General features: G+C 63.7%; 19 protein-coding genes. 6 read left to right on the top strand and 13 right to left on the bottom strand.

Annotated features, from left to right (window positions below):
* The 12 genes from Q0367_RS21145 to Q0367_RS17525 all read right to left on the bottom strand — a co-directional run.
* The coding region (locus tag Q0367_RS21145; protein WP_363325886.1) for a LysM domain-containing protein at positions 1–158 on the bottom strand (158 nt) is incomplete at its 3' end.
* The gene (gene hpt / locus Q0367_RS17575) at positions 142–729 is read right to left on the bottom strand and encodes a hypoxanthine phosphoribosyltransferase (protein ID WP_297638106.1); all 588 of its coding nucleotides are present in this window, start codon (positions 727–729) and stop codon (positions 142–144) included. The genes Q0367_RS21145 and hpt, both read right to left, overlap by 17 nt.
* A 36-nt stretch (positions 730–765) precedes the next feature.
* Entirely contained in the window at positions 766–2262 is a 1497-nt protein-coding gene (locus Q0367_RS17570) for an endo-1,3-alpha-glucanase family glycosylhydrolase (RefSeq protein WP_297638109.1), read from the bottom strand.
* Positions 2263–2334: 72 nt separating this feature from the next.
* A complete protein-coding gene (locus tag Q0367_RS17565) occupies positions 2335–2994 on the bottom strand; it encodes a CoA pyrophosphatase (RefSeq protein WP_298983829.1) in 660 nt (219 codons plus the stop codon).
* The gene (locus Q0367_RS17560) at positions 2987–4228 is read right to left on the bottom strand and encodes a class I SAM-dependent rRNA methyltransferase (RefSeq protein ID WP_298983828.1); all 1242 of its coding nucleotides are present in this window, start codon (positions 4226–4228) and stop codon (positions 2987–2989) included. The genes Q0367_RS17565 and Q0367_RS17560 overlap by 8 nt, the downstream gene beginning before the upstream one ends.
* Complete coding sequence (locus Q0367_RS17555; RefSeq protein WP_297638118.1) at positions 4206–4445, bottom strand: hypothetical protein; 240 nt, start codon at positions 4443–4445, stop codon at positions 4206–4208. The genes Q0367_RS17560 and Q0367_RS17555 overlap by 23 nt, the downstream gene beginning before the upstream one ends.
* Before the next feature lie 23 nt (positions 4446–4468).
* Positions 4469–7879 carry a carbamoyl-phosphate synthase large subunit gene (gene carB / locus Q0367_RS17550; protein WP_298983827.1) on the bottom strand — a complete coding sequence of 1137 codons (3411 nt, stop codon included), beginning with the start codon at positions 7877–7879 and terminating at the stop codon, positions 4469–4471.
* 426 nt (positions 7880–8305) lie between these two features.
* On the bottom strand, positions 8306–9208 hold the full coding sequence (locus tag Q0367_RS17545) for a DUF3108 domain-containing protein (protein WP_298983826.1): 903 nt from the start codon (positions 9206–9208) through the stop codon (positions 8306–8308).
* Complete coding sequence (locus Q0367_RS17540; RefSeq protein ID WP_298983825.1) at positions 9205–10416, bottom strand: M20 family metallopeptidase; 1212 nt, start codon at positions 10414–10416, stop codon at positions 9205–9207. The genes Q0367_RS17545 and Q0367_RS17540 overlap by 4 nt, the downstream gene beginning before the upstream one ends.
* A 166-nt stretch (positions 10417–10582) precedes the next feature.
* The gene (locus tag Q0367_RS17535; protein WP_298983824.1) at positions 10583–11596 is read right to left on the bottom strand and encodes an NAD(P)-dependent oxidoreductase; all 1014 of its coding nucleotides are present in this window, start codon (positions 11594–11596) and stop codon (positions 10583–10585) included.
* Positions 11597–11725: 129 nt separating this feature from the next.
* Positions 11726–12697 (bottom strand): ring-cleaving dioxygenase, encoded by a 972-nt coding sequence (locus Q0367_RS17530; protein ID WP_298983823.1) that lies wholly within the window; start codon positions 12695–12697, stop codon positions 11726–11728.
* A gap of 59 nt (positions 12698–12756) precedes the next feature.
* The gene (locus Q0367_RS17525) at positions 12757–13965 is read right to left on the bottom strand and encodes a DHHA1 domain-containing protein (RefSeq protein ID WP_298983822.1); all 1209 of its coding nucleotides are present in this window, start codon (positions 13963–13965) and stop codon (positions 12757–12759) included.
* 157 nt (positions 13966–14122) lie between these two features.
* On the opposite strand from Q0367_RS17525, the gene Q0367_RS17520 reads away from it, so the two are divergent.
* Positions 14123–14764 (top strand): histidine phosphatase family protein, encoded by a 642-nt coding sequence (locus Q0367_RS17520; RefSeq protein WP_297638139.1) that lies wholly within the window; start codon positions 14123–14125, stop codon positions 14762–14764.
* A 113-nt stretch (positions 14765–14877) separates the two neighbouring features.
* Here Q0367_RS17520 and galK read toward each other — a convergent pair whose 3' ends face one another.
* Positions 14878–16059 (bottom strand): galactokinase, encoded by a 1182-nt coding sequence (gene galK, locus Q0367_RS17515; RefSeq protein WP_298983821.1) that lies wholly within the window; start codon positions 16057–16059, stop codon positions 14878–14880.
* 94 nt (positions 16060–16153) lie between these two features.
* Between galK and Q0367_RS17510 the strand changes: the two genes are divergently transcribed.
* The 5 genes from Q0367_RS17510 to rimO all read left to right on the top strand — a co-directional run bounded on the left by Q0367_RS17510 (position 16154) and on the right by rimO (position 19636).
* Entirely contained in the window at positions 16154–16438 is a 285-nt protein-coding gene (locus Q0367_RS17510) for a hypothetical protein (protein ID WP_298983820.1), read from the top strand.
* A gap of 144 nt (positions 16439–16582) precedes the next feature.
* A complete protein-coding gene (locus Q0367_RS21140) occupies positions 16583–16726 on the top strand; it encodes a DEAD/DEAH box helicase family protein (protein ID WP_333889606.1) in 144 nt (47 codons plus the stop codon).
* Positions 16727–16839: 113 nt separating this feature from the next.
* Positions 16840–17508 (top strand): metallophosphoesterase, encoded by a 669-nt coding sequence (locus Q0367_RS17500; RefSeq protein WP_297638161.1) that lies wholly within the window; start codon positions 16840–16842, stop codon positions 17506–17508.
* Complete coding sequence (locus tag Q0367_RS17495) at positions 17505–18146, top strand: HD domain-containing protein (RefSeq protein WP_298983819.1); 642 nt, start codon at positions 17505–17507, stop codon at positions 18144–18146. The genes Q0367_RS17500 and Q0367_RS17495 overlap by 4 nt, the downstream gene beginning before the upstream one ends.
* Entirely contained in the window at positions 18143–19636 is a 1494-nt protein-coding gene (rimO, locus tag Q0367_RS17490; protein ID WP_298983818.1) for a 30S ribosomal protein S12 methylthiotransferase RimO, read from the top strand. The genes Q0367_RS17495 and rimO overlap by 4 nt, the downstream gene beginning before the upstream one ends.
* The last annotated feature ends 12 nt before the right edge of the window (positions 19637–19648 follow it).

The following is a 19648-nucleotide window of genomic DNA, read 5'->3' as shown; positions in this document are numbered from 1 at the left end:
GTGACGCCAAAGCGCACGGCGATGGCGCCGAGCGTATCGCCTGGGGCCACGGTGTAGGCGCCGTCCTGCTGCGCGCGCAGCGGCTGCGTCCAAAGCAACGCCAGAAGAACGGCGCCTAAAAGCGCGCTGCGAATCGCCGGCTTACTCAGGCGCTCCATAGACGCTTGGCTTCAGCACACCGATGTAGGGCAGGTTGCGATAAATTTCGTTGTAGTCCAGCCCATAGCCGACGACGAACTCGTTGGGAATCGAAAACCCCACCCAATCGACGTGGATATCGACCTCCCGGCGCTCCGGTTTGTCGAGCAACGTCATAATGCGCAAGGAAGCAGGCCGCCGCTCCTGCAAGATGCGCGCCAGGTAGTTCAAGGTGTGGCCGCTGTCGATAATATCTTCCACGATGATGACGTTGCGGCCTTCGATCGAGGTGTTGAGGTCTTTCAGGATGCGCACGACGCCGCTGCTGCTCACGCCCGTGCCATAGCTGCTGGTCGCCATGAAGTCGATCTCGTGAGGAATGGTGATGGCCCGGATCAGGTCCGCCATGAAAATAATGCTGCCTTTGAGCACCGAGACAAGCAACAGATCTTTGTGGGCGTATTCTCGATTGATGATCTCCCCGAGCTCGCGCACGCGTTGACGCAGCGAGACCTCGTCCACCAAGACTTTGGCGATGTCCTGATGAAGGCTGACTTTGTCGAAAATTGGACGATGAAATGAGGCGCTCATATTCGTTCCGGCTCCTGTCCGGCTTGCTCAAAACGTTTATGGGTTCGTCGCCTGCACCTGGCGCAACAGAACCGGCTGACCGTTGACGGTGATGGTGAAGGTGGGCGAGGCGGCGTTTGTGCTTCCGCCTGCGCTGCCCGGCCCGGCGGGCGAAGCAGCAGCGTTGGGGAAGACGGCGATGTCTTCGAGCGGCCCAAGCGCTTCCACCAGTCCGCCGAAGACCCACGCCTCTCCGAAGGATGTCCTGACCCGCCACCAGGTTGCGTCGTCCGAGCGGCCGATGATCGGGAGCCGGGCGCCTTCGACCACGCGACCCAGCAGCGCAAAGGAGACGTCGGGGCCTGCGCGCAGGTTCAGCACAGGGGTCTTGACGACAGCGATCGGCGCAGCAGCGCCTGTGGAAGCCGGCGCCGCCGCGAACGCCCGAGCCTCCGCCGACGGCTGCTGCCCAGGGACGCCGGCCTTAAAGCGGCTGCTCCAGGTCGCCGTCAGCCCCAGAAAAAGGTCGCCGAACCCGGCGCTCGGTTCGATGTAGCTGCCTTCCGGCCACTCGTTGAAGCTGTTGATCACCACCCAGCGCGGGTTGCTGTCGATGGCCGCCTGCCAGGAGCGCTCGTAATAGGCGCCGCCTTCGCGGTCTCTGGCGAAGCCCGACCCCGGCCGAATCTTGAGGTCGTTGTACCCGGGCATGACCGTCGCCACCCAGAAGCGATCTGCGCCGACGCGCGCGCGCATCGCTTCGACGCGGTCGGCGAAGCGGCGATTGGTGGCCGTCAGGTCGGCGGGCGGATTCCATGTGTTGCTGTACAGGTGATGGCCGTCGAAGACGGAGAGATACGAGACGTCCACCCCCTCGCCGACCCAAATGGCGGCGCGGCCCGGATCGACCTGATTGCGAATGGTCGCCCAGGTTTCGACTCCGTACAGGGAAGGGCGCCAGAAGAAGATCACGGGCCGTCCGTCCACGCGCAGATAGGCAGGATGATTGCCGTGCACGTCGAGCAGGTGACGAAGCGCAGCGCTGACGGCGCCAACGCCGCCGAGAAAAGGAGAGTCCGTCTCAAAAAGCACAGCGATCTTGAAGCCACGCGCCGCCGCTTCCTCCAACAGCGCCGCCAGATTAGGTTCGGTCTGATTGCTGGCGCCTGTGGGGCCGTACCAGGCTACGACAAACGCGTCGACGCCGGCGCGTTGCGCCTGTTCGATGTGGCGCCCCATGACGCCGCGATCCCGGCTCACGTAGGGCTCGGCGGGGAGGTCGCTCAGCTTGTCGTAAGTCCAGGTGGATTCATCGAACCAGGTGTAATAGAAGGCCAACACCAGGCGGTCGGCCATGCTTTGCGTGGGAGGGCGCTCGGCGGGCGCTGCGCTCGCCGCTTTGGACGATTGCAGCAGCATACCCAACAGCGCCACGAGCGCCAGAAGAAGCAGGGAAATCAGAATCCTCCATCCCAGGCTTAACGCATAAACTGTTTGTTCGCCTGCAGCCGATGGATTGGCGTCTAAAAGAGTCGGTTCCTCTGTAAATTTCATACTCACGACATTCGATCCTATCACGTGCGTTTTGCTGCGGCAAAACTGAACATTTGTGACTCCGCAGCGTCTTTACGCGTTCGACCGGCCGGGCGCCAGCTTCATGGCGGGCAGCGCCAACAGTTCGCTCAGCATCATTGCGGTTGCGCCCCACACGGCGTGATCCCCCAGCGCAAAATAAGGCACCTCGATCTGACGCCCTCGTAAAATCCAGGGTTCCACGCGTCGCGTCTCCGGCTTCAGCAGGAGAAGGAGCGGCGCCTCGATCAACGCCGCCACCTCATATGGATCGGTGTGGAACGCAGGCCGATAGTCGATCCAGGCGATCGTCGGAAGCACAATAAAGTTGCTGGCGGCGACATAAAGCGGGGTGAGATGGCCGAGCACGGTGTACTGGCTGGGGTGAACGCCGATCTCCTCGTAGGTCTCGCGTTGGGCAGTCGCCGTCAAATCGTCGTCTGAGGGCTCGTAGCCGCCTCCTGGCAGGCTGATCTGGCCGCTGTGCACTCCGGGGTAATTGGGGCGCAGGATCAGCGGCAGAAAAATTTGACCCTCATGCGGATAGAGCAAGAGCAACACGCCGCCCTGGCGCGCGTCCGGCCGCGGCTCGTCGCCCAGTTCGGCGCCGGGGCGAGGACGCGGCGCCATCTGATACTGGGCGGCGCGTCCCGGCAACGGCCCGCAGAGATCTTGGCGCAACTGACGCAGGAAGGGTTCGTAAGTCTCACGCATGGGCCTCTCGCGGCGCACACGCCGCCCGCACAATCAAGCCTTTCAGATATTCCCCCTCCGGGAAGGTGAGGGCCACCGGGTGGTCGGCGCTCTGCCGCAACGTTTCCAGGATCTGCACATCTCGTCCGGCGTCGATCGCTGCGCTGAAGACGACTTTCTGAAAAAGCTCTGCGCTGACCAGCCCGCTGCAACTGAAGGTGGCCAATACGCCGCCGGGCGACAACAGCCCCAGCGCCAGCCGGTTGATCTCTTTGTAGCCGCGCAGCGCGCGCTCCATCGCCGCCTGATTGTGGGCGAACTTCGGCGGGTCCAGAATGACGACGTCGTAGCGGCGCGCCGGGTCGGCCTGCCAGTCGCGCAGCACCTGGAAAACATCGCCCGCAATGTTTTCCGCCTGACGATCGGGGTCGAAGCCGTTGCGACGCAAGTTGGCTTCGGCCAGCTCCAACGCAGGCACGCTGCTGTCGATGTTGACGACGTGCGTTGCACCGCTGCGCAAGGCGTGCAGGCCGAAGGCGCCCGTGTAGCTGAAGGCGTTGAGCACGCGTTTGCCTGCACAGTAGGCGGCGACGCGGCGTCGATTGGCGCGCTGGTCGCTGTAGAAGCCGGTCTTCTGGCCGTGCAGCAAGTTGACGAGAAAGATCAAACCATCCTCGAGGACTTCGATCAGCTCGGGCGGCGGCTCGCCTGCCAGGGGACCGCTGGCCGCAGGCAGCCCTTCCAGGCGACGGGCCGCCATGTCGCTGCGCTCGACGACGCCTCGACAGCCGGTCAACTCGAGCAGCAGCTCCGCCAGCATCTGCTTGCGTTGCTCGACGCCCAGCGTCCCGGCTTGCAAGACAAGAAAATCGTCCAGTCGGTCGACGGTTAAGCCGGGCAGATAGTCGCTCTCCGCGTTGACCAGGCGCAGGGCAGTGCAGCCCTGCACCTCTGGAAGTTCTCTCCGCATGGCGATGGCCGCCTGCAACCGGCGTCGCCAGAAGGCTGCGTCGATCGCCTCCGCAGCGTCCCAGGTGAGGAGACGCACCTGAATCTGACTGCGACGATTGAGGTAGCCGCGCGCCAGAAAGGCGCCCTGCGCGTCACAGAGATCGACGATGGCGCCGTCGGCGGCGTCCTCCGAGATCGAAGCGATGGCGCCGCTGAAGACCCACGGATGGCGCTGGCGCACCGGCTTTTCCCGGCCCGGCTGCAGCGCAACAACCGGATACTTATGCATCGTTGGTCGGCTCATGGCGCATGCGCTCTATTTCCCATCCGTACTCATTGATGCGGATGCGTTCCGCGGGCAGCGTGACAACGCGCGTAGACGCATCATAGGCGAAACGAATTTCAGCGCCCTCCGGCGTCGTGAGCACGCCCTCGGCCACCGGCGGACGCCGCGCCGTGAAGCGCACCTTGTAGCCCTTGTAGATGACCCAATGGGTCAACGGCTTGACGTCGACGCGCATGCGCCTTTTGCGCCTCCATTCTCTTACGCCCTGACCAGATGATGATGCTCTTGCAAGCTGCGCACGCGCAGCTCTTTCTGGCGCAGCGCGCGGATGCCGCTCACCGCCGCCGCCGCCGCCGAGAGCGTGGTGATCAGCGGGATCTCCATGCGCGTGGCGAGTCGGCGGATGCGGGCGCCGTCCTCGCGGGCGTTTGCGCCGAGCGGTGTGTTGATGATCATCTGGATTTTGCCGTCGCGCAGCGCGTCGAGCGTGCTGTAGCCGGGTTGGTCGCTGCTGCCTTTTTGCAAGATCGTCACCGGCAGACCGGCGCGCGCAAAATAGGCTCCGGTGCCGGGCGTGGCGTAAAGCTTGAAGCCCATGCGATGCAGGTCGCGTGCGATCTTCAGGGCGCTGCCTTTGTCGAAATCGTTGACCGTGATTAGCACGCCTCCTTCCAACGGCAGGCCGGCGCCGGCTGCAAGCTGACTCTTGGCGAAGGCATGGCCGAAGCTCGACGCGTGGCCCATCACCTCGCCGGTGGAGCGCATCTCTGGGCCCAGCAGGGCGTCGATGCCGGTGAACTTCTTCCAGGGCAACACCGCCTCTTTGACGAAAAAGCCGTCCAGCTCCGGCTCGCGTAGGAAGCCGATCTCCGCCAGCGATTCGCCCGCCATCACGCGCGCGGCGATCTTGGCGAGCGGAACGCCGGTGGCTTTGCTGACAAAGGGCACGGTGCGGCTGGCGCGCGGATTGACCTCGAGCACGTAGACGACGTCGTCTTTGATGGCGTATTGCACGTTCATCAGCCCACGCACCTGAAGCGCCAGGCCGAGCTTTTCCGTATATTCGCGGATGATGCTCAGGTGATAGTTGCTGATTTTGTACGGCGGCAAGACGCACGCGCTGTCGCCGCTGTGGATGCCGGCCTCTTCGATGTGCTGCATGACGCCGCCGATCACCACGCGCTCGCCGTCGGCGACGGCGTCTACGTCGATCTCGAAGGCGTCCTCCAGGAACTGATCGATCAGCACCGGTTTGCCTTCGACGACGCTCACCGCCTCGGCCATGTAGCGGCGCAGGTCCGCCTCTGAATCGACGATGGCCATGGCGCGTCCACCCAGCACGTAGGAGGGGCGCACCACGACCGGATAGCCGATGCGCGCGGCGACTTCGACCGCCTCCTCAATCGTGCGCGCAGTGCCGTGCTCCGGCGCCGGGATATCCAGCGTTTTCAACAAGGCCGCGAACCGATCGCGGTCCTCCGCCAGATCGATGGCTTCCGGCGAGGTGCCGAGGATGGGGGCGCCGGCCGCCTGCAACGCATTGGCTAGGTTGAGCGGCGTCTGGCCGCCGAATTGAACGATGACCCCGTGCACCAGGTCGGCGGCGTCGCCCCGCGGGCCTCGATTTTCGCGCTCCACGATGTTGAGCACATCTTCCAGCGTCAGCGGCTCGAAGTAGAGCCGATCGCTGGTGTCGTAGTCGGTGCTCACGGTCTCCGGGTTGCAGTTGACCATGACCGTTTCATAGCCCAGGTCGCGCAGCGCAAAGGCGGCGTGGCAGCAACAATAGTCGAACTCAATGCCCTGACCGATGCGGTTCGGGCCGCCGCCCAGGATCACGACCTTGCGGCGTTCGGTCGGCGGCGCTTCGCTTTCGCTTTCATAGCTGCTGTACAGGTAAGGGGTGTAAGCTTCAAACTCCGCCGCGCACGTATCCACCTGATGATAGGTGGGCGTGAGTCCCAGTGCGATGCGCAGCCGGCGAACATCCATCTCCGTGAGCGGCGTGCGCAACGCCTCCCCTTCTCCCGCTCTCCCGCTCTCTTGCTCTCCTGCTCTCCCGCTCTCCTGCTCTCCCGCTCTCCTGCTCTCCCGCTCTCCCGCTCTCCCGCTCTCCCGCTCTCCCTGTTCCCGCTCCATTTTCTGATTGAGGATGCGCGCGATCTGCCGGTCGCTGAAGCCCATGCGTTTGGCTTTGCGCAGCGTGGCGTAGTCGAGCGTCGTCAAGTTGCGCTCGAAGTCGGCGATTTGCGCCATCTGCGCGACGAACCACGGATCGTAGCCGGTGAGCTGCGAAATCATCGCCTGATTCTCGCCGCGCAGCAGCGCCTCGTAGACGGCGAAAAGGCGGTCGCGGTTGGGAATGCGCAGCAGGTCGTGCAGCGTGACGTCCGGATCGTAGCCCTTGTAGCCGCCGGTGAAAGGGTCGCGCTCCAGCGGACCGAGGCCGTCGCGACCGATCTCCAGGCTGCGCGCCGCCTTCTGCAGCGCCTCTTTGAAGGTGCGGCCGATCGCCATCGCCTCGCCCACGGACTTCATCTGCGGCCCCAGCTCGCGGTCGACGCCGGGGAACTTCTCGAACGCCCAGCGCGGCATCTTGACGACAACATAGTCGATGGACGGCTCGAAGGCGGCGACAGTTTTGCGCGTGATGTCGTTCTTCAGCTCGTCGAGCGTGTAGCCGACGGCGACCTTGGCGGCCAGCTTAGCGATGGGGAAGCCGGTCGCCTTCGAGGCCAGCGCCGAGGAGCGCGAGACGCGCGGGTTCATTTCGATCACCACGACGCGGCCGGTCTGCGGATCGACGGCGAACTGCACATTGCTGCCGCCGGTCTCCACGCCGACCGCGCGCATCACGAGCCGCGCCTGGTCGCGCAGGCGTTGATACTCCTTATCGGTGAGGGTCTGCGCCGGCGCCACGGTGATGCTGTCTCCGGTGTGCACGCCCATGGCGTCGAGATTTTCGATGGAGCAGATCACGACGAAATTATCGGCGGCGTCGCGCATCACCTCCAGCTCGTACTCCTTCCAGCCGATGAGCGACTCCTCGATCAGCACGGTGTGGACGGGGCTTTCCTTCAGTCCCCACGCCACTTTTTCATCGAATTCTTGAGGGGTGAAGACTGTGCCGGCGCCGCTGCCTCCCAACGTGAAGCTGGGCCGGATAAAGATCGGATACCGGCCGATCCACTGCGCGATCTGGCGCGCCTCTTCCAGGGAACGCGCCACGCCGCTGCGTGGGGACTCCAGGCCGTAGGCGGTCATCGCCTCTTTGAAGAGCTGGCGGTCTTCCGCCACTTTGATGGCGCGCAGGTTGGCGCCGATCAACTCGACGCCGTAACGGTCGAGAATGCCCTCCTCCGCCAGCGCCACGCCGAGATTAAGGCCGGTTTGCCCGCCCACGGTGGGCAGCAGCGCGTCGGGACGCTCGCGCGCAATGATCTTTTCGAGCACGTCGACGGTCAACGGCTCGATGTAGGTGGCGTCGGCGAACTCGGGGTCGGTCATGATCGTCGCCGGGTTGGAATTGACCAACACCACGCGATACCCCTCCTGACGCAGCGCCTTGCACGCCTGCACGCCGGAATAATCGAATTCACAGGCCTGACCGATGACGATTGGGCCGGAGCCGATGATCAAAATGGAAGAGATGTCGGTTCGTTTGGGCATAGCAGACTTATCCGTCCAGTCAAAACAGGTAATTGATGCGGCCTCTGCGCACGCACATGTTGCACTCCAATCGCATAGCATACCATCATCTTCTGGCGAAGAATGAACGAAACAGGCTGTGAGCGCGCATAATTTGTTTGTCAGACGCCAACTGCGTCGGGGCTTGTTCATCTTTCTTTCAAAGGGGCTGGATGGCAACGACGCCAACGGGAGCGTCAGCGTTGCGCGCTTTGATAAGGCGGAAAAAGCCCTGGCGCTTGAGGCTGCTCTGTCCCCCAGCGCCGTCGATGTTCGTCGCCATCTTCCAGGAAGCTCCAGGCTTCCTGGAAGATGGGCGCTGAACCTGGAGATCGTTGACTTTTTCAGGAGGATGCTTTCTTAACGAAACCCACGGAGCGCAGCAGAATCGATCGCATCAACGGCGCATCAGCGACCGACTACGTAGCGCTCCAACTCGAAGGTCGCGCGGTTGCGGCCGTCGATGTATTTGACCAGAGGATAGGGCGCCTCTTTGGCGATCCACAAACGCGTGGTCGAATCCCCCATGTCGAGCACCACCACCCAGGCGTCGTAGGCGCCCGCCGGCACGCTCAGGCGCTCCTCGCCGACCACGCGCACCGTCACGCGGTCGAGCAAGCCGACGACCGGCAGAAAGGCGTTGAGGCGGGTGGCGTAATTGCGCGCCAGCGGCAGTGCGCGCACGATCATCGGCAAGGTGGCCGACTCGCGCACGTCGCTGGGCACCTCGATGCGCTGCGTCGTCATGACGTTGGCGCGCGTCGTGAGCACCAGGTCGACCGCCGGGCCATTATATTGCGCATCGACCGTCTCGACGCCTGTTGCGTTTGAACGTTCTAAAAAAGAGGACTGCGGACGAAACCCGGCGGCAAGCACCTTGACCGTGACCTCTTCGCGGTCGCCCTGCGCATCGATGATGCGCTCGATCGACCACATAGGCTGCCCTTGATCGTTGACGCCGGCGAGCAGCGTGTAGGTCGCCGTGCCTGCCAGCCTGCCTTGCACATCGGTGATGCGAAAGACATGCTCCTCGCCATCTTGCCAGGGGGCGGCGTTGAAGATCAGAGCGACCGGCGTCGGCTGAGCGCAGGCCGTCAGCAGCGCTGGAATCCACACGGCAAGTGCGATGACAGGCCAGCGCTGCGCCGATGAGAAATTCGATGCAACGCAAAGGCGCCGGAGCGCAAAGGTGCAAAGAAAGACAAGAGAGCGTCGGATGCGCCCGACGACATTTTCATCGTTGGGAAGGCTGTCAAGACAAGACGCGCCTGTTGGGATTTGGGGAAATCTTGTGAATCCTTGCTTCATCATCTCTTTTCCATCCAGCGCAACGCCGTCAGCGCTAACGCTGCAGCGCCGATCGGCAGTGCGTCCTCATCCAGACGAAAATCCGCGCGGTGCACCGGGTAATATTCCCGCCACGCAGGGTTGTGAACGCCTAGCCGCAGAAAGCAGCCGGGGGCCGCCTGCGCCATGTAGCTGAAATCTTCGGCGCCCATGATCAGCTCGCTCTCCGCCACGCGATCCTCGCCGAGCAACTCGCGCATGGCATCCGTCATGTGCGCCGTCGCCGCAGGGTCGTTGACGGTCGGCGGGTAGCCGGGGAAGATGGTCACCTCGGCGCGGCCGCCCAACGACTCGACGACGCCGGCCGCGCGCATCAGTTCGTCTTGCAGAAGCGTGCGCACTTCCGGGGTGAAGGAACGGATCGTGCCGGTCATCGTGACCCTGTCCGGGATCACGTTGTTGGCGGTGCCGCCCTGGATCGTGCCGATCGTGATCACGCCCGGCTGCGTCGGGTCGAGGCGGCGGCTCACGATCTGATGGACGGCGTTGATCACATGGGCTGAAAGCGCGATCGGGTCGATCGTGTTCTGCGGTCGCGCGGCGTGCCCACCCGAGCCGATCACAACGATCTCGAACATGTCGGCGGCCGCCATCATCGGACCGGGGCGTGTGGCGACGTAGCCGACGTCATGGAACGGATCGACGTGCAGGCCAAAGACGGCGTCCACGCCCTGCAAAGCGCCCTCTTCGACCATGCGCATCCCGCCGGACTTCCCCTCTTCGTCCTGCGCCTCCTCGCTGGGCTGGAAGAGCAGCCGCACGACGCCCGGGAGTTTTCCTTCGTCCGCCAGTTGTTTGAGCAGCGTCGCTGCGCCGAGCAGCATCGCAGTGTGCGCGTCGTGGCCGCAGGCGTGCATGATGCCCGGCCGTGTGCTGTCGAACTCAGAGCCGTTGATCTCCTGGATCGGCAGCGCGTCCATGTCGGCGCGCAGGGCAACCGTCGGCCCATCCCCGCCGCGAATGTGCGCGACGACGCCTGTTTTGGCGACTTCGGTCTCCGTCGGCAGGCCGAGGTCGATCAGCACGCTGTTGACCAAAGCGGCGGTGCGCTGCTCGGTGAAGCTCAGCTCTGGATAGCGATGAATCGTCCGCCGCCATGTGCGAATCGAGTCATGAATGGCTTGGGCGCGCTGCAACAGTTCCGTTGCGGACACAGAACCGGAACCAGACATATTTTTACTCCTTTCTGATGCGTTTTGAATCGCCGGAGGCCCTCCTTCCGGCGAGGTTGGCCGGGTGATGTTTCATTGAACCCTTCGCTGCGCTATCCAAACTCAAGCCATTGTACCGCCGCAGCATCCTCATTCTCTGTGGGAACTCTTCCGCCTGAGGCCTCTTTCAATATCCCAGTTGTTTGTCCACCTGATTGGGAATGGGCAGGCCATGGGCGGCGGCTGTGAGCAACTTCGCCAGCTCCTGAAGTCGTCGCTCCTCCGCCTCCTCCAGCCAACCGCCCCGGTGGGGACTCAACACCACATTGTCGAGTTCGTGAAACGGGAAGCGAGAGGGCAGCGTGTGGCTGCGCTCCTCTTCGTTCTGAGGATACACGTACCAAACGTCGATGCCGGCGGCGGCGAGATGCCCGCTGCGCAGCGCGTGGTAGAAGGCCTCTTCGTCGATCACCGGCCCGCGTCCCACGTTGACGACGACGGCGCCCTGCGGCAGCAGCGCCAGCTCGCGAGCGCCGATCAAACCAATCGTCTCCGGCGTCTCCGGCAACACGCAGAAGAGCACGTCGGCCTGCGGCAGCAATTCGTGAAGATGGGCGATCGAGTAGACGGCGACGCCGTTCTCCACCGGCTGCGGCGGTTCGTGGCGTCGCACGCCCGTCACCTGCATTCCCAGCGCCTGACAGACCGGCGCAATGCATCGGCCGATGGCGCCGTAGCCAAGGATCAGCGCTCGCTTGCCCGACAGCAGCAGCGAAGGCGCGCCGCTGTAGCGCTGTCGCCAGTCGCCCTGGCGCAACAGGCGGTCGAGCGGCACGATAAATTTGGCGGCGGCGAAAAGCAGCGCCAACGCAAACTCCGCCGTCGCCACGTCGTTGTAATGCAGGTTGTGCAGCGTGATCTGGGGGTGCTGTTGCAGCAGCTTCTGCATTTCCGGCGAGACGCCGGCGTAAGGAATGATCACGGCGCGCAAGGATGGGCTGGCCTCGAGCCATTCCGGCTTGACCGAGCCGTGGATCAGGATGTGACAGTCGGCCGGCTGCGGATCGGGCGCTGCCGTGATGCGAACGTTGTCCGGTGTAAGCGCGCGCAGCTCCGCCACGCGCCGGGTCAGATCAGAGGGCGGAATGTAGACGTTCAACGGAGCAGGGAGATCGGTTGAAGGATTGGTTTGTGCGTTCATGTTTCCAACGATAAGGCATGGATATTTTTAAGAGGATGACTTCGCCCGAAAATTCACTGCAGAGAGTGCAGAGCTTTGAGACTTTGCTTCTCCGCTCCCTCTGCGTCTCGGCGGTGCAAAATCGTCGAGTCAAGGCCGATCGAACACCAGTGGCTTCAGCTGCGCCTCAATCTCTGCGCGGTGCGGCTCCAGAAAGGGCGGCAACGAGAGTCGCTCGCCGAGATGCGCCAACGGCTCATCGACCGTAAAGCCCGGCCCGTCGGTCGCCAGCTCGAAGAGGACGCCGTTCGGTTCGCGGAAGTAGATGCTGCGGAAATAGTAGCGGTCGATGACGCCGCTGGTCTGGACGCCGAGCCTGCGCAGGTGCACATCCCAGGCGCTGTGCTCGGCTGCAGTCGGCACGCGGAAGGCGACATGATGCACGCCGCCTGCGCCGAGCCGGGCGCGCGGCAGGTCGGGGCGAACGGCGACATGCAGCTCGGCGGCGGGGCCTTCGCCTTCCATTGCGAAGACGTGGACGGTGTGCTGCGGCGCCTCCGGATTCGGATAGACGCGCGCTTCCTCCATTCCCATCGCTTGCGTGAGCAGAGCTGCGGTCGGCGCCAGATGAGCGACGGTCATCGTGATGGGGCCGAGGCCGCGAATTTGATAGTGTGCAGGAACGGGGCTATCGAGCCATGGCGCGCCCTCGCCTAGCCCCCCGTCGTCGACCAGGCTGAGCCGCTGCCCTTCAAAATCTTCAAGGTCCAACACAAGGCGACCGTCGCGCTCCGTCATCTCGCCGTGCTGCACCCCGAACTCGTCAAAACGCTCCGTCCACCAGGCAAGCGCATCGGCGCCGGTGACGCGCAGCCCGGTGCGCGTGATGGATTGCCCCCCGCGGCGCTCCCTCGGCATGGTTGGCCAGTCGAAAAAGGTCAGATCGCTGCCAGGGGTCGCCATGCCATCGCCGTAGAAGAGATGATAGGCGCGCACGTCGTCCTGGTTGACGGTCTTTTTGATCAGCCGCATGCCCAGGGTGCGCGTATAAAAACGGACGTTCTCGCTCGCCTGGGCGGTCACGGCGGTCAGGTGATGGACGCCGGTCAGTTTGAGTTTCATTCAAACGCTCCTTTTGAATGTAGCCGCTTCACTCCTGGCTGCGCCAGGCCTTGCGGATGTTATGCAAGCGCCTCTTCACATCGTCGCCGCGCCTCGCCCAACACAGCGGCGACGGCGGCGGCGGGCGCGCCGCCCCCCTGCGCGTATTCGGGCCGACCGCCGCCGCGGCCGCCAAAGGCCGCCAGCGCCTCGCGCAACACTTCGCCGACGTGCAAAACAACGTCATCGCTGCGACAGAAGACCAGCGTTGCTTTGCCCTCCACAGTCGAGGCGAGCAAACCCACGCACCTGGGCTGTTCGCGCAGCAGCGCCGCCATTTGCTTGAGCGCCTCGACCGACGCATCAGGGGAGAGGTATTCGACGATTGCAACATCGCCCACGCGCGGCGCAGCGGCGACGAGCGCCGCCGTTTCCTGGCTCAGCAGGCGTCTTTGCAACTCCATGTGTTTGTGTTCAAGTTCCCGCATTTGCGCTTGCATTCGTTGCACCATGGCAGGCACGGCGGCGATTTCCGTGCTGAACAAGCCGGCCGTCTCCGTCAGCAGGCGATGTTTTTCGGCGTAGTCGCGACAGGCGCGCAATCCACACAGAAACGTGAGGCGCGTTTGGTGGCGGCGGCGTTCCAAACGCAACAACTTGATCGGTGCAATCTCGGCGGTGGTGCGCACGTGTGTGCCGCCGCACGCCGAGTAATCGTAGCCGTCGATCTCCACGATGCGAATGAGGCCGGAGACGGCGGGAGGGCGTCGCAGCGGCAGGCGTCTCACCTCCTGCTCGTCGACGAAATATGCTCGAATTTCCAGGGCGAGATAGGCCAGCTCGTTGGCCGCCTGTTCGATCTCGCTCAGAAAAGCGGGCGGCGTCTCAGCCGTGTTCAGGTCGAGCGTCGATTCCTCGCGGCCAAAATGCACCGAGACGGTCTCAAAGCCATAGCGCTGATGGATGAGCTGCGAAAGCAAATGTTGGCCGGAATGTTGCTGCATGTGATCGTAGCGGCGCGGCCAGTCGATTGCGCCCAAGACTCGCTCTCCGGCGGCGAAGGAGGGCGAAGCCGCCAGCAGATGCCAGACTTCCCCCGCCTCGGCGACGACGTCGACGACGGGGACGCCGCCCAGGAGGCCGGTGTCGTGCAGTTGCCCGCCGGAGGTGGGATAAAAGCAGGTGCGGTCGAGCAGCACGGCAGGAACGCCCGCGCGATCCTCGATGGCGAGCACCTGTGCGTCGAACTGTTGCCGGTAGGCGTTCAGATAGTCAAGGCGTTCAGTCATAGTCGGCTTGTTCAATGATACAAGGCGCATGGCGCAAGAGCCAATCTGCGTTACAATGGTTCCGATAAAACACAATGCGCAGCCGCAAACAACCAGGCATCGCCTGGTAGGCGTCGCCTAGGCTTTGGAAGGCTTCACTTTCGATCGGGATTGCTTCATGAATCTTTTATTGATTCGTCACGGACAAAGTTACGTCAATCTGCCTGACTGGTCAGGCACGAACTGGGACCAACCGCTGACGGAGTTGGGGCATCGGCAGGCGGCGGCGCTGGCGGCCTGGCTGCCGCAACGGCTGCCGCAGGTCGGCGCCATCTACGCCAGCACCATGCAACGCGCACGGCAGACGGCCGAGCCGCTGGCGGGCGTCTACGGGCAACCGGTCTCCTTCGACGACCGCGTGCGCGAGATCGGCAACAATCGATACGACCATGTCCCCTGGAGCCCAGAGGAGCATCCGGGCGAGTTCGCCGGTTACTGGGCCAGCGAGCGTCCTTTCGCGCCGGTGATGAAGGAGCCGCGCAGTGAAAGCCTGATGCACTTTCGGGCGCGCGTCGGCGTCTTCATCGAAGAGTTGGTTGAAAAGCATCGCGGGCAGTATGTGCTGGTCATCTGCCATGGCGGCGTGATCGAGTTCGCCTTTGATCATATCTTCAACATTGGCCCCTGGCGCCGCTGCGAGGTGTGGACCCACAACACCGGCGTCACGCACTTCGAGTACGTCGAGCACCCGGGCCGCGAGGTCTGGCGCCTGCACAGCCACGACCGCATCGACCACCTGACGCCAGAGCTGTTGTCGTGATGCGTGTTGCGTGATGCGTGTTGCGTGATGCGTGTTGCGTGATGCGTGTTGCGTATCTAGCCACGAAACACGCAACACGCACTACTCGACGCGCATTACGCACCATGCCCCCTCTACAACCGTTCGGCGCCGGCGCCGTCGGCGGCTTGGGTGGTGTAGACTTCGGGCCAGATGCCGGTCGCCTTGGGATAGTGGGCGAAGATAGCGTCGGCCACGGTCTGTTCGCAGCCTGCCCGAACCAGGGCAACCGCGCAGCCGCCGAAGCCGGCGCCGGTCAACCGTGCGCCGTAGCATCCCTCGGCGCTGCGCATGGCCTCGACCATGGCGTCGAGCGCAGGGCTGCTCACCTCGTAGTCGCTGCGCAGGCTCTCGTGGCTGGCGTTCATCAGCCTGCCTGCTTCAGGTGGATCGCCGCGCTGCAAGGCCGCAACGCACTGCAGCACGCGTTCATTTTCTGAAACGACGTGGCGACAGCGGCGATAGACCGTCTCCGGCAGCAAGGTGCGATGCGCTTCCAGCTGTTCGCCGGAGACGTCGCGCAGGGCGCGAATGTCGGGCAAGACCTGGCGCAGCAGCCGCACGCCTTCCTCGCATTGGGCGCGGCGCTCGTTGTAGGCGCTGGAGGCCAGCGAACGGCTGGCGCGCGTGTTGCCGATGACCAGGGAGACCGCTTCGGGCATCGGCACCAGTTGATAGTCGAGCGAGCGGCAGTCAATGAGCAGAGCGTGGTGGGCGCGGCCCAGCTCGCTGATGAACTGGTCCATGATGCCGCAGTTGACGCCGACGAACTGGTTCTCGGCGCGCTGCGCGAGCTGGGCGATGCGCGGCCCGCTGAGCGCGCCGGTCTGGCCCGAGGCGATCAAAAAGGCGTGCGCTGCGGCGATCTCCAGCGCCGCCGAGCTGCTCAGGCCGCTGCCGCGCGGCACATTGCCGCTCACCACGGCGTCGACGCCGACCAGCCGCACGCCTTCCTCCTCCAGGCTCCACGCCATGCCCTGGATGTAGTTGAGCCAGAGCCGGTTCGGGTCGAAGCGCATCCCGTCCAGGTCAAAGCTTCCTTCTTCGCCAAACTCCACCGAATAGACCCGCACCTGGCGATCGTTGCGAGGGCGCAACACAAAGCGCACGTCGCGCTTGAGCGCCACGGGCAGCACGAAGCCGTCGTTGTAGTCGGTGTGCTCGCCGATCAGGTTGACTCGGCCCGGCCCGCGGCTGACGTATTGCGGATCGGCGCCGAAGCGGCTGCGGAATTCGTCGATCAAGGTCTGGGTGCGCTCATCGTGCAAGGTGGACATGAATTGACATCCTTCGAGTTGGAGTAGGCAATCCTGCTTTTTGGAAATCTTGCTTTTGGGAAGAAGTATACCAGATCGAGGGTGGAACGGTTTCATGTTTTACGAATCGTTGGTCGGGTTCCAGCCCAACGAGGCGCAACATTCCGGTGTTCTTCATGCGGTTGAGACAGACATTGTCAGCGTTCACCCGCAACACCGTCAAGCGGGTGTCCTCCTGGTCGCCCATCGCCTCTACGTTTGCCTAGACGCGCAGGTGCATGACGAGACCATTGCGGCGTTGACCGCGGACGCCGACAACCTCTTCATCTGCCTGGACGCTGCGCTCTCGGACGAGGCCAAGGTGCGGCTGGAGGATGGGCGAAGGGTGAAGGTGATCTGAGATGATGAGGTCGTCGCCAACCTGCCGCCCTACCAGGAGCTGGCCGACTCGTGGCTGCTCGACAACCTCACGGCCGTCCAAAAAGACAACGGCTTACCCCTCAGCACGCGGCTGGAGCGCGACACCGGGCCGGGCCTCCCCAAGGTGGAGGACCGCGACTTCAGCGTCCCCCACTTCACCGTGGAGATGGAGACCGGCACGGGCAAGACCTACGTCTACCTGCGCATGATCTACGAGCTGCGCCAGCGCTACGGCTGGAGCAAGTTCGTGCTTGTCACATCCAACTAATCCCTCATGGACAAACGCGGCGCATTGAACGGCGCTGCAATGGACGCCCCTCCGTCTCTTTCCTCTCAAAATAGTTGACGTAATCGCCCTGTTTTGGGACGCATCCTCTGACAATGTTACAATCCATTGCGATGCGCGTCCTGGCGGTCAGTGACAAAGTCGAGCCAATTTTATACAGCGCCGGCATCAATCGCCGCGTCGGGCCGATCGATCTCGTGATCAGCTGCGGCGATCTGCCCCATTACTACATCGAATACATTATGACCATGACCGGCCGCCCGACCTATTATGTGCACGGCAACCACGCGCGCGAGGTGGAGTATCACAGTCGCGGGGGCGACGCCTGGCGCGCCGTGAGCGAACCGTTGGGCGCCGTCAACCTGCACATGCGCACCGTGCGCGAAGATTCCTTGCTGTTGGCCGGGTTGGAAGGATCGATCCGCTACAACAACGCGCCGCGCTTTCAATACACCGACCTGGAAATGATGTTCAACATCTTGCGCCTGGCGCCGAAACTGATCGCCAATCGCGCGCGCTACGGGCGTTTTCTGGATGTGCTGGTCGCCCATTCGCCCCCCTGGGGCATTCACGATCAGCCCGACCGTCCGCATCAAGGCTTCAAAAGTTTTCTGACCTTCATGCGTTGGTTTCGTCCTCGCTATCTTTTGCATGGCCATATTCACCTCTACCGACGCGACGTGACGACGGTGACGCGCTATCTGGACACCGAAGTGATCAACGTCTATCCGTATCGAATCCTGGAGCTGGAGCCGAAAGAATGATAGAGAAGGAAGCCGTCTGGCGCGAACGATGCAGGACGCTGGCGCACGAACGCGCCGAGAAGGAAGTGCGCGCTGCGCTCCACTTACAACCAGAAGAGCCGATCCCGTTCAACTATCGCTGGGAGCATGTGCAGCGCGTGGTGCAGGTTGCGCTCTGGCTTGCCGAGCGCACCGGCGCCGACCGCGAGATCGTCGAAGCCGCCGCCTGGCTGCATGATATTCGCAAGGGCGAGCCGAATCACGATAAAATAGGCGCTGTGGAAGCGGGGGCGCTCTTGCAGGAGACCGACTTTCCACCGGAAAAGATCGCTGGGGTCGTGGACGCCATCGACCGACACGCCGGCCTGACGCGCGCGCCGGGCGCTCCGCCGTTGGAGCCGCTGGAGACCGCCGTCCTGTGGGACGCCGATAAGCTGACCAAGCTGGGCGTGAGCATGATCGCCTACCAGCTCAGCACGCGTGAATTCGACGGCGCGTCGTTGGCGGAGCGCCGCCAGGAGATGCAAAAATTCCTGCGCACGGTTCTGTCGAAGACGGTGGAAAGCATGAACACGGCGCCCGCCCGCCACCTGGCGCAGGTGCGCTATCGGGCCATGGCTTCGTTTTTGGATGAGTGGGAAAGTGAAGACAAGCTGTGAAGTATCATCTGGTTACTCTGGGATGTCCAAAAAATAAGGTGGACAGCGACGGCATCGAGATGCTGCTGCGCGGCGCGCAGTATCGCCCCACCGAGCGTCCTCAGGACGCCGATGTTTTGATTGTGAACACCTGCGGTTTTCTGGAGGCCGCCAAAGAGGAGTCGATCGGCGTCTTGCAGGAGTTGAGTCGACGCAAGCGCAAGCATCAAATTTTGGTGGCGGCCGGCTGTCTTGTGCAGCGCAACGGCGCTGAAGTGGTCGAACGCGTGCCCAAGGTGGACGGCTTGCTCGGCACGCGGCGCTGGATGGAGGTGCTGGAGCTGATCGCCCAAATCCGCAACGGCAAAGAGCGGCGCCGGCTTGAACGCTACGCCTTGCTCGGCGAATCCGAAACGGCGAGGGTGGAGCATCTCGGGGAGCGCCTCGTTCCGGCGCTTTTGGGCGACCCGACCCTCGATTTCGTTGCAGCGACGCCGCGGCCGCCCGTCGTCGCCGGCAGCGCCTACCTCAAGATCTCGGACGGCTGCAACGCGCCCTGCGCCTTCTGCACGATCCCTTCCTTCAAAGGCAAGCTGCGCAGCCGACCGCTGGAGGCGATCGTGGATGAAGCGGTCGCCCTGGTGCAGGCGGGCGCCCGCGAGCTGGTCATCGTCGCACAGGACACCACCGACTACGGCCGCGATCGGGGAGAGCCGAACAGCCTGCCCCGTCTGCTTTCCGCCATCTGCCATCGCACAGATGACCGCCTGCGTTGGGTGCGGCTGATGTACGCCTATCCCGGCCACGTGAGCGACGAGCTGATCGAAGTGATGGCCAGCCAGCCGAAGATCGTCCCCTATCTCGACATGCCGCTGCAGCACGGCGACCCGCGCACGTTGCGCCGCATGCGCCGCCCGAGCCGGTTGGAGACGGTCTACGAGCATATCGAGAAACTGCGCGCCGCCATGCCGGACATCGCCCTGCGCACCACCTTCATCGTGGGGTACCCTGGCGAGACCGAAGAGGAATTCGCCGGGCTGCTGGACTTCGTGCGCGCCATCGAGTTCGACAAAGTGGGCGCTTTCACCTTCAGCCCGGAGCCGGGAACGCCGGCGGCGGAGCTGCCCGATCAGGTGGACGACGAGGTCAAACAGGAGCGCTACGCGCGGCTGATGGAAGTGCAGCAGCCGATCAGCCTGCGCAAGAACCAGGCGCAGGTCGGCAAGTGGCTCGACGTGCTGGTGGAGGGCGAAGGTCGGGTCGAGGGCAGCGGCGAACCCCTGCTGTTGGCGCGCTCCTATCGCGATGCGCCGGAGATCGACGGGCTGGTGCTCATTCCGGGCGTGCGCGGCGCAGCGCCGGGAGAGATGATGCAGGTGCTCATCAACGGCGCTATGGAGTACGACCTGGTCGGGGAGCCGTTGGTGAGCGAGACGTTTTCCAGCAGGCGCTCGGCGCCGATTGCGTTCAGCGCAGCGGGAAACAACGAGCCGGTCGCCCATGCACGCTGAAGCCTGGCGCGC

The sequence above is a fragment of the uncultured Caldilinea sp. genome, assembly GCF_937128415.1.
GTDB lineage: Bacteria > Chloroflexota > Anaerolineae > Caldilineales > Caldilineaceae > Caldilinea.
This window is presented reverse-complemented; position numbering and strand designations above follow the sequence as displayed.

Excerpts from the sequence above, each read along its gene's own strand:
- Q0367_RS17530 (WP_298983823.1), bottom strand. The coding sequence starts at position 12,697 with ATGAAACTCAAACTGACCGGCGTCCATCACCTGACCGCCGTGACCGCC.
- Q0367_RS17520 (WP_297638139.1), top strand. The coding sequence starts at position 14,123 with ATGAATCTTTTATTGATTCGTCACGGACAAAGTTACGTCAATCTGCCT.
- carB (WP_298983827.1), bottom strand. The coding sequence starts at position 7,879 with ATGCCCAAACGAACCGACATCTCTTCCATTTTGATCATCGGCTCCGGC.
- Q0367_RS17545 (WP_298983826.1), bottom strand. The coding sequence starts at position 9,208 with ATGATGAAGCAAGGATTCACAAGATTTCCCCAAATCCCAACAGGCGCG.
- Q0367_RS17565 (WP_298983829.1), bottom strand. The coding sequence starts at position 2,994 with ATGCGTGAGACTTACGAACCCTTCCTGCGTCAGTTGCGCCAAGATCTC.
- Q0367_RS17560 (WP_298983828.1), bottom strand. The coding sequence starts at position 4,228 with ATGAGCCGACCAACGATGCATAAGTATCCGGTTGTTGCGCTGCAGCCG.
- Q0367_RS17510 (WP_298983820.1), top strand. The coding sequence starts at position 16,154 with ATGTTTTACGAATCGTTGGTCGGGTTCCAGCCCAACGAGGCGCAACAT.
- Q0367_RS17540 (WP_298983825.1), bottom strand. The coding sequence starts at position 10,416 with ATGTCTGGTTCCGGTTCTGTGTCCGCAACGGAACTGTTGCAGCGCGCC.
- Q0367_RS17525 (WP_298983822.1), bottom strand. The coding sequence starts at position 13,965 with ATGACTGAACGCCTTGACTATCTGAACGCCTACCGGCAACAGTTCGAC.
- galK (WP_298983821.1), bottom strand. The coding sequence starts at position 16,059 with ATGTCCACCTTGCACGATGAGCGCACCCAGACCTTGATCGACGAATTC.
- hpt (WP_297638106.1), bottom strand. The coding sequence starts at position 729 with ATGAGCGCCTCATTTCATCGTCCAATTTTCGACAAAGTCAGCCTTCAT.
- Q0367_RS17495 (WP_298983819.1), top strand. The coding sequence starts at position 17,505 with ATGATAGAGAAGGAAGCCGTCTGGCGCGAACGATGCAGGACGCTGGCG.
- Q0367_RS17570 (WP_297638109.1), bottom strand. The coding sequence starts at position 2,262 with ATGAAATTTACAGAGGAACCGACTCTTTTAGACGCCAATCCATCGGCT.
- Q0367_RS17555 (WP_297638118.1), bottom strand. The coding sequence starts at position 4,445 with ATGCGCGTCGACGTCAAGCCGTTGACCCATTGGGTCATCTACAAGGGC.
- Q0367_RS17535 (WP_298983824.1), bottom strand. The coding sequence starts at position 11,596 with ATGAACGCACAAACCAATCCTTCAACCGATCTCCCTGCTCCGTTGAAC.
- Q0367_RS17500 (WP_297638161.1), top strand. The coding sequence starts at position 16,840 with ATGTTACAATCCATTGCGATGCGCGTCCTGGCGGTCAGTGACAAAGTC.